The following is a 16,440-nucleotide window of genomic DNA, read 5'->3' on the forward strand; positions in this document are numbered from 1 at the left end:
GAAATCGACAGAGCCGCAATCAGGATCGCGACTAAAGCTAAATATTTTTGCATTTTGCCCCCATGTAAAAACAGGTCTCTGAACCCGGTCGGCGCTTAGATATTTAAACATTTTAGAACTGATGCCCTAAAACATTGCCAAGCGTAGCCCTTTAAGCGATCCAGAAACCAAATAATTGATGCGACGTTAAGAGCGCCTGCTTCTGCCGAAATCGGGGCAGAAGCAGGCGCGGAGTTTCTTCGGTTTTAAGCTGTCTTGAGTGTGAGAAGCCCATCTCGTTCCTCAAGTATATTGGCTTTTTTCAAATAGCCAATTCTCGCTTGGATCTGCTCCCTCAATTGACCACTTGTTGATTTGAACCCAAGCGCTCTGGAAATCGCATTGATCGCTTCATCTGGCGTTGCACCGAAGCTCGCCTCGACCAATTGTCGAAGTCCCTGATCGATCTCCATTGGAGGTAGCATATCGAGACGACGCAAACTGAGCGAGGCGACTTCACTTCGATCACGGAGCTTTATTTCTCCATTTGGCCATAGCAGGAATTGGCCTTCAATGTTGATGTGCTTGTTTCGGGCCGCCGCCAAGATTGCCACGGTTACGTGGCTGTTGATGCGCTGGCCTGCTCTTTGTAATCCCCACGCGCTTCTAAGCCGAGTGACGAGTTCATCCTGATGAAGGGGGCCTTCGACCTCCACAATTTCCTTAATGTGTTCAACCAGAATGCCAAGAGGCGTTTCATGAAGTTCAACATGGATCGCTGGCTTGATTGACGCTTCTTTATAAAGAGGAGTTGCGTTTTCGATCACATCCTTCGGCAGTATCCCGATTTCAGTCACGTCCTCACGATCAATAGTGATGATCTCCACATTGACTGCTTTGCGCTTCTTCTCTGTGTCACCTTCGAGTTCAAGGGTATTGGCCTTCGCGCGTTCTATCGCGGCAATCAGCTTTTCGAGTTCCGCATTTGGGCGTTGAAACCAATCGGTGCTCCATATGCGATGAATATTCCAGCCATGCGCTTCGAGAACAGCTTGTCGCAAACGATCACGGTCGCGAGCTGAGCGAGAGTCATGATATGCCGCACCGTCGCATTCAATACCGAGCAAATACCGCCCAGGAACGGCATCATCGGCGACCGCAAGATCAATAAAGAACCCCGCAATCCCCACTTGCGGATGCACCTGATAGCCACGCTCGGTCAATGCCGCAGCGACCTGTTCTTCAAAAACGCTGTCCATCTCGCGTTCAGTACGCTTTGAAAGCGAAAGCCGTCCGGTTCTTGCAAAATGAAGGAAGAGCTTGAATGCAGCTACGCCTTTGCCTCGGGCGCGCTCCAAATCGATGTCCTCATCGGTTATGGACGCGTAGACTTCACAGCGTTGCTTGGCGCGACTAATCAAAACATTCAAACGTCGTTCACCACCCTCTGCTCCAAGTGGGCCGAACCTCATCCCCATGTACCCTTGGGCATTGCGGGCGTAGGCCACTGAAATGAAGATGACATCACGTTCGTCACCCTGAACGTTTTCGAGGTTCTTGATGAAGAACGGTTCTGTTGGATGCGAATGAAAGAAGGCTTCGGTTTCAGGGTTAAGCCGACGCAGAATTTCAAGCTGGTCCTGTATTTCCCTACGTTGCTTGATCGAAAAAGCAGCAACACCCAATGACAGGTTAGGGTTCTCAAGAGCATGTTTGATGATAGCTTTGGCCACGGCCTTGGCTTCGGTTTTGTTTACGCCTTCTTCAAAGGTGCCGCCTGGAACTTGATGGAATCGGAGCCCCATTCCAGCTTCGTGCGTATACGGACTGGGAACGATAAACAGCTTGTTTTCGTAAAACTCGCTGTTTGAAACTGCAATGAGTGACTGGTGACGGCTACGATAATGCCATCTCAACATTTTCTCGGGCAGACCACGCGCAGAAAACAGGCCTAGAATGCTCTCGATATCGGAAACCTGTGCGCCTTCAAGTTCGTCGTCGTCCTCCGAGCCGCTTGAAGTCATCTTCGAGAAGAAGCGCGTTGGCGGCAACTGTCTTTCGTCGCCTACAACAACAACCTGCCGCGCTCTGGCAACAGCGCCAATGGCGTCAACAGGTTGGATCTGACTGGCTTCGTCCATTACAAGCAAATCGAAGGTGAGTTGTGCAGGTGGCAGAAACTGTGCAATGGACAGCGGGCTCATCATAAAGACCGGCTTCAGCGCTTGAATTGCTGGAGCCGCCCTCGTCATCAGCTGACGAATTGGCATATGACCACGGCGACGCGCCATTTCAGATCTGAGGACACCTACGGGGCCAACACCGCTCTTGCCCGGAATACGTTTATGGTGTGAACGAACGACTTCCAGTCGCGACAGTCCCATCCTGTCCATGTCAAGACGCGCGAATTCATTTACAAGCCTTCCGTGAACTTCGCCGTCGAAACGAGCTAACTCCGGATCGTGTCTATGTTGATCACGTAGGATGGCTTCGTAAAATGCCATCTCAAAATATGACATTACGCCGTCTGGAGTGACACGACCGTCTTCCAGACGTTCAACAATTTGTTCTGCGCCTGCATCATTTGCGGCATTGGCGCGATTACGGTAGGCGGTCCATTTGGACAGCTGTTCCCGTGAGGTCAACCAAACTTGCAACCGCTCCTGCAATTCGGAGCAGGGAACTTCCTCAACCCTGTTGGCTCCAAAAAGTGTTTCCGGATCGGTCTGTAGGTAATCAAGGATCGCTGAGAATTCGCCGACCCAGGTACCGGCATCGTCAAGCGTCGCTCCCGTTTTTCTGGCCAGGTCTCCCCGATCAGCTATTGTCGCAGCTAAAGGACGTATGTCTGCATTTTGCTGAACCCAATCGACCAGAAGAGAGAGTGCATCCCAATCGGATCCAATGCCTTCCCAACGTTGACCAAATGCTGAAGCTAAAAGCGTTCCCTGACCGTCTACCTTTGCTTTTAGATCAAGGGCGAGGCCTAACACTTGGAAAATTTTCGAACGTTCGCCTGCTGTTGCCAGATCGCGCTTAAGGAGCGTCTTGGCTTCCTGCTCAGCTTGGCCGAGCTCATCCACCAATCTAAGGACTTGCGATAAATGTGCGTCTTCTGCTCCGGTAGCGCCAGGGAAAAGAATCTGCGTTTTATCAGACAGTTCTAGCCACAGAGCATGAGTCAGTCTGCGGGCTTCTTCCAAGATGCCTTGTACTTGTTCTGCGCTAGTACCAACTGCGGCTTTGTTCGAGAGACGGCTTGCGATCTGCCGCGCCTCAGTGCTGACACCGCGCAGGCTACGCATCCAAAGCACCAGATCTTCAAGCGGCTTCGGGTCTGTCTTCTCACCTCGCCAGTCCGCTCCAAAGGCGGAACGGCCAAGAGCATCTCCGTCTCGTATAGTCGATCTGGCCTGTTTGCCCTTTTGAAGCAAGTCGAGAATACGCAACGTTTCGTCGACGGAAGGCTCACCAACCAATACCGTTTTGAGCAATGATCGGGCAGAACGCCAATCCCCGCTCAGGAATTTGAGCATTCTCTTTCCGTGAACCGCCAAAGCGGTTCTCGCCGCAATGAGATCCACTTCCCAGGCGTGATCGGTAACCTTTCCTGTAAGTTCTGATCGCGCGTTTTGTAGTGTGGCTACGGCTTCAGCAAGATCACCGGCCTGATCGAGCCCTCGTTCCCAAATAGCTGCAACAAACGCGTCCGGACTTGCGTCTGGGGCATTTGCCACGCGTTGGCCGATTACGACCATCCGCTCAATCGAAGCCAGTGAGCCTATATCGTCTACCCCGAGCAATGCTTGCAATGATCGCACCGCTGTCAGCAATCGCGGTAGAAGGGTTCTTAATTGTTCAACGGTCGTAAAAGCTGCATCGGAGAAATTTGCAGGTACTCGCGAGAACTGCGAAACGAGTCCTGCAGGTTCAGATCCCCAAGCTTCCGATCTTAAGATTTCATTAATTCTTTCAGCAACATTCGCTAACTTCTTTCCATCTTGAACTAAGGAAGCGATGTCATTGATCGAACGCGCCCATACATCATTTGAAAGCGCGTCATTCGAAATGGTATCGGGACAGCTAGCGAGCCGTTCTGCAAGCTCCTTGCAGATCTGATAGTCTTCAAGATCGACGACATCCGCACGCTGAAGCGCCGTCGTCGTTTTTTGCATCCTTTCGAGCAGTTCCGCGAATGCTGTGCTTGAGTTCAGGATACGTACGGCCAGTCGTTCAAGATCGAGAGGTGAGATACCCGTTATCCCGACACCACGCCAAGGGTGTCGAGAAGGCAGTCCAATGTCGCGAATGCGTTCGGCGAGCTCCATAAGCAACTTTGACACTTCGTCACGATGACCAGGTGTCCAATCCACCGCATTATGAAGCTCGATATCTGACGGTGCCATTCCCTCCCTACGAAGCCGAGACAGATGGCCGATGACCGTATATGCTGAAAGTCGATATGGTTCATACAGGCGGTGTAGCCTCTTGGGATGATCGTTGAGCCTGTCACGAAGATCGAGCAGGACATTATCTATCGCGCCATCGAAATTTCCTCGTGGCGAACCTAGATCCCAAGTTTTTTGAAGATCGTGCAGAACGGCTTTCTTGTTCGCTTTATTGCTGTGCAACTCAAGGCAGGCTTCGCCGACACCAGCGGCGTCCAGGCGGCGTTTCACCACCTCCAGCGCCGCCATCTTTTCAGCTACGAACAGTACGGTTTTTCCATCAGCAACTGCCGAAGCTATTATATTAGCAATTGTCTGCGATTTCCCTGTTCCGGGAGGCCCCTGAATCACAAGGTTCTTGCCTCGTTTAGCCTCATGAATGGCTGCAGACTGAGAACTATCTGCATCGACGATATGCGTCATCTCAGATGGCTGGATGACGGAATCAATATTAGCCTCGTCAGAAATCAGGTCGTCATCGCGTTCAAACCCATCCGAGACAAGAGATCTAATAAGAGGCGTATCTGTAAACTTGGCGTGCACGGGCCAAAGAGAAGGATCGAGATCCCGATACATCAGAAATTTGGCGAATGAAAAGAAGCCAAGAACGATGTCGTCAGGCTGTACTGACCAATCCGGCTTAACCGCGATACAAGAGGCAATTCTCTGCGCGTAATCTTCAAATGAAAAATCGTCTGTTGCCTCGAACTCGGGCATTTTGATCGAATGGACACGATCAAGTAGGGCTTCCAAGGACAGATTGGATGAGAAATCTTCTTGCCGTGCCCGGAGCTTAAAGCGTTCACCGGCGGTTCCGCGTTCCAATATGACCGGCACCAATATCAAAGGAGCATATCGTATATTCTCTTTATTGTTGGGGTCGATCCATTTCAGCGTTCCGAGACCAAGAAATAGAATATTGACGCCTTGCTCTTCTTCGAGTGTGCGCGCGTCGAAATAGAGGTCCAGCAGACGTTTCTGCAAAGCATTCGGCGTCATCTTGGTCTGTAGCTTGGTATCACCGTGCCGGACCAGCTTGCCTTGTTCATCGCGCTCGTCATCATCCGGCAGTGCAAGCTCTATAAGCTCCTCGCCATCAGCATCTTCTCCGGTCTTCTCGCGTCCTTTCGCGCCTGCAAGGAAGGTCATTGCCTTCCCTTCGGTCACGAGAATACGAAATACTTCAGCCGCTTTTTCATCGATGATATCGACAGTCTTCGCGCTCTTCGAAAAACGCGGCACGTTCAACAAGCGATTTCGAGCTGAAAGATCTAAAAGCTCTGTTCGAGCTCGTTCGATCTTGTCTTCGACCGATAAACTACCTGAAAAAGCGGAATTTTCGGCCAAATTAGCCGATTCCGAACGCTGCTGATCCATGATTTAACCCACCCAATTATCAGCAATAAATGGAACAATCATGAGCAGGAGTCTAGCTGGATTTTCCGGCGGCTGACTAACTTCGTTCTGAAAGTAAGTCTTTCGACTTTGCTTAGCGACGGCGTGAGGTGCAATGATAAACCTCTCCCCCAGAAAAATCCTTAGTCGCGTCGAGCATGCTGACCTATCCATCGTCACTCATGTTGGTTAGGGTCGGTTCGATTGAAGTGTAAAGGTTTACGCCTAAGCCATAACTAACTGTGAAGCAAAATCCCCTATGCTTTGGTCTCGAAGGGTAGCGGATAATCTTTCGTGAGTAACTTCATTATAGTGAATGATACAATCAACCAAATTGTAGACAGAGAATTATTTTTAGCATATCGAGTGAACATTATTGGGGGCGATATGACACTCACAGATGCCGCATTTTCTGAATTTCGTACCAAGTACAATCCACCAAGGCCGCCGCGAGATGGCTTGGTGAAAAACTCGGGCGAAGTTACCCAGATGTCTGAGGCCGATGGTTTGTGTATTTGGAAAGATGGAGCTGCTGCAGCCTTGTCATCTCAACCAAGCGTACCGAGGATAGACGATACGATGACAGTAGGCCTGAAGCTTTGGGCGGTCCGGGATGAAAATGTTGTGCATGCGGATGAATCTTGCCCTTTTGGTCGAGGACTTGAAACTGGTGTCATTAAGCATACAAATCTAACAGGCGGCGGCAGTGCTTATTGCGCAGGGGAGTTGATCTTTGTTGCCGAAAGTACAATTATTGTTAATGGCTTTTCTGGAAGATATGGTCCGCGCACGGCAGACGAAATGAAAGATGTTGCGCTCGCGTTTCAAAAATCAGGTTACCACGTATGGTCATCAGGTTTTGATGAAGAGGCTGGCAGACCTTACCCTTTCATCGGTGTGGACCCTGAATGGATTATTTAAAATGATAGATAACGAAAAAATGGTAAAAATATTTGGGTCTAATGCAAGGGGCGATACATTAGAGGAATACGCAGCAAACAGCGAAAACAAATATGTGAGGAGTCAGGTTCAGCTTGCTATCGCAAGCGAACAGGCAAAAGGCCGAAAAATTACGGCAAAAGAGGCCTTAGACCTTTACGGATTGGATATCCTCGAAAAAGTTGCAGTTGATGGTAGTGCTCCGCTTGTGAATAGTCGAGATGAACCTGCCAATACATTGCGTCGTAGGAGAGAGGATCTCAAACTAGATATTCGCGATATTGAAAAGCTCTCAGGGCTCGACACCAAGGTTTTAAAAAACTTAGAGACGCCAGGAAAAGCATCGAAGATTCGTGATATCGAACGAGTTGCATCGCTACTCGCGTTAGACGAGCGGATAGTGGGTTTTCGAGAGCAAGCCGGAGGAGATCGAGAACTCGGAGTACGTTTGCGAGAATTGCGCAGTACTGTCGATGCTAAAACGTTTGATGCTTCCTCAGTTCTGAAGCTAGCTGAGGCGGGATGGATCGTTTCTAGGCAGAATGAACTTGGGCGCGTTTTGAAGATAGATGTGCATCCGATAGTAGCAAAAGGAACGCTACAGTCGGATGATTATAGCTATGTTAGTGCAGAAAAGGGATATGCACTTGCCGAGAAGGCCCGAGCTGAGCTTGGTTTAAAACCTGATGAGCCTATCGTGAGTATCCGCGAGCTTCTTGAAAGAAAGTTGGGCGTTCCATTAGTGCAGGATAAGCTGACTTCTCGTTTTGCTGGAGCTACAATCGCAAACGGTTCCAATCGTGGGATTGTTGTGAACGAAGCCGGGCAGAACGAAAAGGTCTGGGTCCGAAGAATGACACTAGCTCATGAAATAGGACATTTGGTAGGGGACCCTGATCAAAGATTGAACAAACTACGTGTAGATTCATACGACAGCCTCAAGGGATTGGCAAACGAAGCTGATAATGTTGAGCGTAGAGCGAACGGCTTTGCGGTCGCGTTCCTTGCTCCGCCCAGTGCTGTTCGTGCCATTGCTCAACAGAAGTCTACTAGCCTAGATATTTTAGAAACGGTCATGAACACTTTTGGCGTCAGTATGACAGCTGCTGCGTACCATATTCAAAACATAGCGAAGCTTGATGTTTCGAGTGTCCATCCTCGAGATATTAAGGACCAGTCACAAGAATGGGTAGCTCGCGAAAACTTAACACTTGACTACTTTCCAATTAATGAAACTCCATTAAATAGACGAGGGCGGTTTGCATCGTTGGTGGTTAGAGCTGAAAAGTTAGGTCATATTAGCGATGATACTGCTGCGACTTGGTTGAACACAACTGTAGAGAAGTATTGTCAAGCATCCAGCGAGATCTTGGAGTTGCAGGAATAATGAGACTGCTTTTGGCTGCGCCAGCCATTGGATTACTAACGCATTAACATTTTCAGTTGGTACGTACTCCAATTACCCCGAGCTGTCCCTTGGCGTATTTCTCAACGATCCGGATCGTTTCATTACAGGCGTCACGCAGTTCATCCGGGCTAGGAGTTTCATCATAGTAAGTGCCATGAGATAGATTATTGATGAGGACGCTCTTGATCTCGAAGCCTTCTTCTCCCGCGAGGTAACTGATGTAGTTGGACAGGCTGTCACATTTATCGGGGTGGCAGAAGCGACCTACGGCTTCCAAAACGCAACGTATAGCGTGTCCTGTCGTATGAGAGGGATCTGCTCCCTGATGTACGTTGACTATCTCCCGCAAATGCTCTTCGAAGGGGGCGACGTACTTCTTCAGCCTCGATAACTGGTGAAATGCTCCAGTTTTATACAGGAAGAAGGCGGCTTCATCTTTTATGACCCGGTTAGTGACGCAGATATTGTAGAAATAGCTACTATGGGTAAAAACCAATAGATCAGGTCTCAGGTGGCCTTTGTTTATATCCGCTGGATTGATCGAGACTTCACCTATCGTAGAAATGCTCAAGTGCTTAAGCGTCTGTGCAATTGCAAAGACGTAGTCATAAGACATCGACGTAATCGGATCATCGAACACCAGAAAAATTTTTGCGTAGTCGGAGGTCGCTTTTACTTTCTTATGAACACAGGCGATAAAATAGCAGAAGGCGATCACAGTCTTTTCGCCGTCACTCAGGGTTCTGCTTGGTCCTCGCGCCATCTCGCGGTTCTCTCGCCGAAGAGTGAATGATGCCTTGTCGAAAGTATATTTATGACCGAAGAAGCTAGTCACGAGGGCTTCGAATGTCGCAGCGACCCGGTCGCGAGCGCTATCCGAAAGTTGAGATTTCTTAAGCGAAGCGAGGTCTTCCGAGGCTACTCGCACATCACCCTCTCGTGCTCGAATAGTTTCGAATGAAGTCCAGTTTGATCGCACAAAGTCGATAACGAAAACAGAGCAAGCTTCCCGATGAAGATTTCGTCGTTCCGTGTCAGAAGCTTTGATCGCCATCGCCAGTGCGGAGAACGTTTTATTGATCTCATCGATCATTGTATGCAGCGTCTGGAATAAGGAAAGCGGATCACCTTTTGGAAGGACGACTTCCTTGCTTGGGTTTCTTCCCTTCTGCTCAATGGTATCAGCCAATTCGCCCAGATATTTGTCTATAGCCTCGATTTGGGTTGAAATATTGGGTACTGAAACGCTCGCTTGTGACGGTACCAACTTCCTTAACCGGTCGTATTTGATTAGGTTTCTGGCTACAGACCTTTCACATTGAGAAAGGGCATCTCTAAGGCCTTTAATCCACGTCCAATCTTTGCGAAGTGCTGCTCTATGCCCACCTTCTGCATCTGCATAGAAAGCTATGTACGAGGCGATTAGGTCTTTGGCGGGGGGGTGCGCGATGGATTGTTCACAGAAAGGGCAGCAATCGTGCGCATCCTTCTGAATGATGTCGACTCCAGCTTCGATAAACTCAGGGTTCGCGGCGATCTTGGATTTGATTTCTTCGGCCACTGTCGAGGGAGAGGTGATCTTAGCGATATTTTCGGAGGTGGCATTTAAAAACGCGGGGTCGAAAAGCGGTTTGCTTATATTATCCGGATAGTCAGGTTCGGCGGGGACGCTTTTGAGTCTATCAAGATCGTTTAGAACATCCCCGAAAGATCGCGCAGCCTGCTCTGGTAAAGTTGTGTGCGTCGTTAAAAGGGTGGCCAACTCTATGTCGCCGTATTCTCTGAGGCGCTTATTTACGCTAGCCTTCGAAGCGAGTTGCTGGTCTTTGAGCTGTAGCGTTCGCTGTTCTAGCCGTTCTCTTATTTCTTTCAAATGCGATTCCGCCCGCGCCAGAGTCTCCTCTGCATCCTTGGTACTGATTATCGACTGGTCTAGGCTTATTTTGCTCTCGATATTTCCGTTGACGACAAAGTTTGATTGTCGAAGTTCAGCGTGAACGAAATCATCGGAGAAGACATGGAAAATGCGGTCGCTGACGTCCGGAGTGACCCGCGATGTGGTTGAGCTCAACATGAGTTTGCCGATATTGACGCCACCCTGTGAAAGCTCGAAAAAACCATCGCCGTTCGTGGATTCTTCGGCAAGGAGATTAATCAGCGCTTCTTGGATATCTTCGCCATCCCCGTGAAGGTCAAGGTACCTGAGTGCACGAGTAAGAAATGATTTCCCCGTACCGTTCCGGGCATAAATTAGGTTTTGAGCATACTTACTTAGGTCAGCATCCAAACTACCGACAGGGCCGAGCCAATTAGCTCGCATGTGAAGACATGCCTTTGGCGCAGACGACATTAGAATCACCCCCATTACCTATAGCCTAACAAGGGTGCGGCTTACCGTCTATTAATGAAAACGATACCGAGTTCATGGTCGCCATATAGTTTGGCCATCAGTTTTTGAGGGCAATCGTAATATCGAACTTCACTGACACGCGCGTAGATCGTGAAGTTGAACTGTGGAATGCAAACGGTCTGCTTCCCATTAATTCGATGATTTTCCCGAACTGGACAAATCAAACGCAACGAAATGCCCATACCAAGGCGTAGGGGGACAAACCAAGGCGGCGTTTACAATTGAACATTTCCCCAAGTCGCACGAACTTGTGTAATTTTTGACGTTTACGGAAACGTCAAAGTAGGTTAGCTTCGGCTCAGAATTGACAGATCGTGCGCAAGATCCGTGATACGGTCGGTCAAAAAGTAGCAAAAAACGGCGGTTTTTCGCAGAAAAATATCCCTTTTTGTTGCAACATGCGCGCTGTCACAACGTTTCGCTATAATGTGGCATGCAGGCATGAAACGCGGTTACGGGCTCGTTCCAGCCATCGCGGAACGGCTCAGGTGGTGAATTTGGAGGATTTCTATGCCGAGCTATCGCGCGCCAGTTGAGGATACGAATTTCGTTCTCAACGACGTTCTGAATTATCAGCGCTACAACAACCTGCCGGGCTTTGCCGACGCGTCGCCCGATGTCGTCGAGGCGATCCTGTCCGAAGGCGCGAAGCTCGCCGAAGGCACTTTATTTCCGGTCAACCATACCGGCGATCAGGAAGGCTGCGTCCGCGCATCAGACGGTTCTGTGAAGACGCCGAAGGGGTTCAAGGCCGCTTTTGATCAGTATCGTGAAGGCGGCTGGCTTGGTCTCGCCGTGCCGGAGCAATATGGCGGGCAGGGGCTCCCTTATCTCCTGCACACGGCGGTCGGCGAATATATGTCATCGGCCAATATGGCGCTCACCATGTATCCGGGCCTGACGCAGGGCGCGATTGCGGCGATCCTGACCCACGGCACCGATGAGCAGAAGGACACCTATCTGCCAAAGATGGTGGAAGGCACCTGGACCGGCACGATGAACCTGACCGAACCGCATTGCGGTACGGATCTGGGCCTGCTGCGCACCAGCGCCGCGCCACAGGAAGACGGCAGCTACAAGATTTCCGGCCAGAAGATTTTCATTTCGGCCGGCGAACACGATATGTCGGAAAACATCATCCATCTGGTGCTGGCCCGTATCGACGGTGCGCCGGAAGGTGTGAAGGGCATTTCGCTGTTCATCGTGCCGAAGTTCATTCTTGATGAAAATGGCAATCCGGGCGAGCGCAATGGCGTTTCCTGCGGTTCCATCGAAGAAAAGATGGGCATCCACGCCAACTCCACCTGCGTCATGAATTATGACGATGCGACCGGCTATCTGATCGGTGAGGCGCATAAGGGCCTGCGCGCCATGTTCACCATGATGAACGAAGCGCGTCTCGGTGTTGCCCTGCAAGGGCTTTCGATTGCCGAAACCGCGTACCAGAATGCGGCGATCTATGCGCGTGAGCGTATTCAGGGCCGGGCGCTTTCGGGTGCTGTAGCCCCTGACAAAAAGGCAGATCCGATCATCGTGCATCCGGATATTCGCCGTAATCTCATGAATATCCGCGCTTTCAACGAAGCCGGTCGTGCGCTCATCCTCTGGACGGCGCTCAACTCCGATATTGCGCATCGCGCAGGTGATGAGGCGGAACGTCAGGCGGCAGACGATCTGGTCGGTTTGCTGACGCCGGTTCTGAAAGGTGTTCTGACCGACAAGGGTTTTGAACATGCTGTCATGGCGCAGCAGGTCTTCGGCGGTCACGGCTATATCGAAGAACATGGTATGAGCCAGTATGTGCGCGATGCGCGCATCGCCATGATTTATGAAGGCGCAAACGGCATTCAGGCGCTCGACCTCGTCGGTCGCAAGCTGGCGCTTAACGGTGGTCGTGCGGTCACGACCTTCTTCAAGGAAGTGGGCGAATTCTGCGAAGCCAATCGCGAAAACGAAAAGCTTTCCTTCTTCACCAAGCATCTGAAGAAGGGTCTCAACGATCTTCAGGCCGCTACCATGTGGCTGATGCAGAATGCGATGGCCAAGCCCGACAATGCCGGTGCTGCCTCCAACGATTATATGCATCTCTTTGGTCTGGTGGCGCTTGGTTACATGTGGGCGCGCATGGCGAAGGTTGCGGAAGAAAAGCTTGGCAGTGGTGAAGGCAACAAGGCGTTCTTCGAAGCCAAGCTGGTTACCGCGCGCTACTATTTCGATCGGATCATGCCGGAAAGCGCAGCACATCTCGCACGTATCCAGTCGGGCGCGGATTCGATGATGGCGCTTAGCGCGGACACATTTTGAGTTAGGGATTAAGCTAAGTTTCGAATTTAGCGGGAAGGAGTAAACATGGCTGAGGCTTATATTTACGATCACGTGCGCACACCGCGCGGGCGTGGCAAGAAAGATGGCAGCCTGCACGAAGTGCCTGCCGTTCGTCTGGGCGCGAAGGTTCTGGAATCCCTGCGCGACCGCAACGGTATCGACACCGCCAAGGTCGATGACATTATTTTCGGCTGCGTCGATCCGGTCGGCGAAGCTGGCGCGGTCATCCCGCGGTCATCCGCATTTGAAGCCGGTTATGACTTCAAGGCGCCAGGCATCCAGATTTCGCGCTTCTGCGCTTCGGGCCTCGATGCGGTCAATCTGGCGGCAGCCAAGGTCGCTTTCGGTTCGGATGATCTGGTGATTGCTGGTGGCGTGGAAAGCATGTCGCGCGTCGGCATGGGCATGTCCGGCGGTGCCTGGTACATGGACCCATCGGTCGGTTTCCCCGGCTATTTCATGCCGCAGGGCGTTTCCGCCGATCTGATCGCCACGAAATACGGCTTCAGCCGCGATGACGTCGATGCCTATGCCGTCGAAAGCCAGAAGCGCGCTGCCAAGTCGTGGGAAAAGGGCTATTTCAAGAATTCGGTCATTTCGATCAAGGATCAGAATGGCCTGACCATTCTCGACCATGACGAGCATATGCGCCCGACGACCGATATGCAGGCGCTGGGCCAGCTCAATCCGTCCTTCGTGATGCCCGGCGAAATGGGCGGCTTCAATGCCGTCGGCATTCAGGCCCATCCGGAAATCGAAACCGTCAATCACGTCCACCATGCCGGTAACTCATCGGGCATCGTCGATGGTGCGGCTGGTGTTCTCGTCGGTTCGAAGAAGGCTGGCAAGGCGTTCGACATGAAGCCGCGCGCCCGCATTCGTGCTTTTGCGAATATTGGTTCGGAACCGGCGCTCATGCTGACGGGCCCGGTCGATGTGACGGAAAAGCTTCTCAAGCAGGCGAAGATGAAAATCTCGGACATCGACCTGTTCGAGTTGAACGAAGCCTTCGCTGCCGTGGTTCTGCGTTACATGCAGGCCTTTGACATTCCGCACGACAAGATCAATGTCAATGGCGGTGCTATTGCCATGGGCCATCCGCTCGGTGCAACCGGCGCGATGATCCTCGGCACGGTGCTGGATGAATTGGAACGCCGCGACCTTAACACCGCGCTGGTCACTTTGTGCATCGGTGCCGGCATGGGTACGGCCACGATCATCGAGCGCGTGTAAGGGGAGGTTCAGATAATGGCTTATGTAAATTTCAAGGTTGAAACCGACGCTGACGGCATTGCTCTCGTTACCTGGGACATGCCTGAAAAGTCGATGAATGTTTTCACCGTCGATGCGATGCAGGAACTCAATGCCATCATCGACGCGACGACTGCCGATGAAAAGGTCAGGGGTGTTGTTATAACATCTGGCAAAGACACCTTCTCCGGTGGTGCTGACCTGACCATGCTGGAAGGTATGTTCAAGGCGTTCCAGAAGCAGAAGGCCAAGGACAGCCAAGGCGCGGTCCAGACCCTGTTCGACAATGTCGGCAAGATGAGCGGCCTTTTCCGCAAGCTAGAGACCTGCGGCAAGCCTTGGGTTTCGGCTATCAACGGTACCTGTATGGGCGGCGCTTTTGAAATGTCGCTCGCGTGCCATGCCCGCGTGGCATCCGATGCTCCGGGCGTGAAGATGGCCCTGCCGGAAGTCAAGGTTGGCCTGTTCCCCGGTGCGGGCGGTACGCAGCGCGTTCCGCGCCTTGCCAACCAGCAGGACGCGCTCCAGATGATGACGACGGGTTCCAGCCTGACGGCGCAGCGCGCCAAGGCCATGGGTCTCGTCACCGAGATCGCTCCGGCCAAGAAGCTCGTTGAAACAGCCAAGAAGCTCATCAAGGGCGGCCTCAAGCCGGTTCAGCCCTGGGATGAAAAGGGCTTCAAGCTTCCTGGTGGCGCAATCTATTCCGCAGCCGGTGCCAATCTCTGGCCTGCCGCAACGGCCATTCTGCGCCGCGAAACCTCCGGCAATTATCCGGCAGCACTCGCTATCCTGAAATCGGTTTATGAAGGTCTGCTGGTGCCGTTCGATACCGGCCTCAAGATCGAGCAGCGCTACTTCACGGAAATCCTTCAGACGACCGAAGCGGGTATGATGATCCGTTCGCTCTTCGTGTCATTGCAGGAGTTGAACAAGGGCGCGCGTCGTCCGGTCGATGAAAAGCCGACCAAGTTCAAGAAGATCGGCGTCATTGGTGCGGGCTTCATGGGTGCAGGCATTGCTTATGTGACGGCGAAGGCTGGCATTCCGGTGGTGCTGATCGACCGCGATCAGGAATCTGCCGACAAGGGCAAGGCGCACGCCGCTGACCTTATCGCCAAGGAAATGCAGAAGGGTCGCGCTACGGAAGCGGACAAGGAAAAGCTCCTGTCGCTCATCACGGCAACGCCTGATTATGCGCTGCTCGAGGGCGCCGATCTGGTGATCGAAGCCGTGTTCGAGGACCGCGAAGTCAAGCGCGTGGCAACCGAGAAGGCCGAGGAAGTGCTGAAGACTTCCGCAGTCTTCGCGTCCAATACCTCGACCTTGCCGATCACCGGTCTTGCCAAAGTGTCGAAGCGTCCAAAGAACTTCATCGGCATCCACTTCTTCTCGCCTGTCGACAAGATGATGCTGGTGGAAGTGATCCTCGGCAAGAAGACCTCCGACAAGGCATTGGCCGTAGCCCTCGATTACGTGCGTGCGATCAAGAAGACGCCGATTGTCGTCAACGACACGCGTGGTTTCTACGTCAATCGCTGCGTGTTGCGCTATATGTCGGAAGCCTACAACATGCTTGTTGAAGGTGTCCCGGCTGCGATGATCGAGAATGCCGCCCGCATGGCCGGTATGCCGGTTGGTCCGCTTGCGCTCAACGACGAAACGGCCATCGATCTGTCGCAGAAGATCCTCAAGGCAACCCTTGCCGATCTTGGCGAAAAGGCTGTCGATCCGCGCCATGTGGAACTGGTGGACAAGCTTGTCAACGAGTTCGACCGCAAAGGCCGCAAGAACGGCAAGGGCTTCTATGATTATCCGGCGAAGCCTGCCAAGAAGCATCTGTGGCCGGGCCTCAAGGATCTCTATCCGCAGCAGGATCCGGACAAGATCGATGTGAAGGAGCTAAAGGAACGTTTCCTCGTCACCATCGCTCTGGAAGCTGCCCGCGTGATGGAAGAAGGCATCGTCACCGACCCGCGTGAAGCCGATGTCGGCTCCATTCTGGCGTTTGGCTTCGCACCTTATACGGGCGGTACGCTTTCCTATATCGATGGCATGGGCGCGAAGAAATTCGTCAAGCTTGCCAAGGAGTTGCAGAAGAAATACGGCCAGCAGTTCAAGGCGCCGAAGCTGCTTCTCGACTTGGCCGAGAACGGCGAAAGCTTCTATCAGCGCTTCAACCCGTACAAGACGGAAACGAAGAAGGCAGCGTAAGCATAACCCTTCGCAAGATCATCAGGCGCGGCATGTTTCATGCCGCGCTTTTTGTTTGCGTCATCCTGCTA

The 16,440-nt window shown here is 52.0% G+C and carries 7 protein-coding genes; 5 read left to right on the forward strand and 2 right to left on the reverse strand.

All coding sequences use genetic code 11. The annotated features are described in order from the left end of the window. Positions 1-245: 245 nt before the first annotated feature. Positions 246-5,804 carry a DUF3320 domain-containing protein gene (locus FIB18_RS00360; protein ID WP_123218492.1) on the reverse strand — a complete coding sequence of 1,853 codons (5,559 nt, stop codon included), beginning with the start codon at positions 5,802-5,804 and terminating at the stop codon, positions 246-248. Positions 5,805-6,116: 312 nt separating this feature from the next. Here FIB18_RS00360 and FIB18_RS00365 point away from each other — a divergent pair, with 312 nt between their 5' ends. Both FIB18_RS00365 and FIB18_RS00370 read left to right on the forward strand, forming a co-directional pair. Continuing rightward, a complete protein-coding gene (locus FIB18_RS00365; RefSeq protein WP_140018862.1) occupies positions 6,117-6,743 on the forward strand; it encodes a hypothetical protein in 627 nt (208 codons plus the stop codon). Between the two features lies 1 nt (position 6,744). After that, positions 6,745-8,148, forward strand: a complete 1,404-nt coding sequence (locus tag FIB18_RS00370) for an ImmA/IrrE family metallo-endopeptidase (RefSeq protein ID WP_158295675.1) — start codon at positions 6,745-6,747, stop codon at positions 8,146-8,148. Positions 8,149-8,200: 52 nt separating this feature from the next. Here FIB18_RS00370 and FIB18_RS00375 read toward each other — a convergent pair whose 3' ends face one another. Further along, positions 8,201-10,519, reverse strand: a complete 2,319-nt coding sequence (locus FIB18_RS00375) for an AAA family ATPase (RefSeq protein WP_158295676.1) — start codon at positions 10,517-10,519, stop codon at positions 8,201-8,203. Positions 10,520-11,089: 570 nt separating this feature from the next. Here FIB18_RS00375 and FIB18_RS00380 point away from each other — a divergent pair. From FIB18_RS00380 to FIB18_RS00390, 3 genes are read left to right on the forward strand one after another with little or no spacing between them, the layout of a single operon-like run. After that, positions 11,090-12,883, forward strand: coding sequence for an acyl-CoA dehydrogenase C-terminal domain-containing protein (locus FIB18_RS00380; protein ID WP_140018865.1), 1,794 nt, complete (start codon positions 11,090-11,092; stop codon positions 12,881-12,883). Positions 12,884-12,928: 45 nt separating this feature from the next. Beyond that, the gene (locus FIB18_RS00385; RefSeq protein ID WP_140018866.1) at positions 12,929-14,137 is read left to right on the forward strand and encodes an acetyl-CoA C-acetyltransferase; all 1,209 of its coding nucleotides are present in this window, start codon (positions 12,929-12,931) and stop codon (positions 14,135-14,137) included. Between the two features lie 15 nt (positions 14,138-14,152). Beyond that, positions 14,153-16,369, forward strand: coding sequence for an FAD-dependent oxidoreductase (locus FIB18_RS00390; protein WP_140018867.1), 2,217 nt, complete (start codon positions 14,153-14,155; stop codon positions 16,367-16,369). Positions 16,370-16,440 lie beyond the last annotated feature (71 nt).

This window comes from Brucella pecoris (assembly GCF_006376675.1).
GTDB lineage: Bacteria > Pseudomonadota > Alphaproteobacteria > Rhizobiales > Rhizobiaceae > Brucella > Brucella pecoris.

Excerpts from the sequence above, each read along its gene's own strand:
- FIB18_RS00360 (WP_123218492.1), bottom strand. The coding sequence starts at position 5,804 with ATGGATCAGCAGCGTTCGGAATCGGCTAATTTGGCCGAAAATTCCGCT.
- FIB18_RS00370 (WP_158295675.1), top strand. The coding sequence starts at position 6,745 with ATGATAGATAACGAAAAAATGGTAAAAATATTTGGGTCTAATGCAAGG.
- FIB18_RS00375 (WP_158295676.1), bottom strand. The coding sequence starts at position 10,519 with ATGTCGTCTGCGCCAAAGGCATGTCTTCACATGCGAGCTAATTGGCTC.
- FIB18_RS00380 (WP_140018865.1), top strand. The coding sequence starts at position 11,090 with ATGCCGAGCTATCGCGCGCCAGTTGAGGATACGAATTTCGTTCTCAAC.
- FIB18_RS00385 (WP_140018866.1), top strand. The coding sequence starts at position 12,929 with ATGGCTGAGGCTTATATTTACGATCACGTGCGCACACCGCGCGGGCGT.
- FIB18_RS00390 (WP_140018867.1), top strand. The coding sequence starts at position 14,153 with ATGGCTTATGTAAATTTCAAGGTTGAAACCGACGCTGACGGCATTGCT.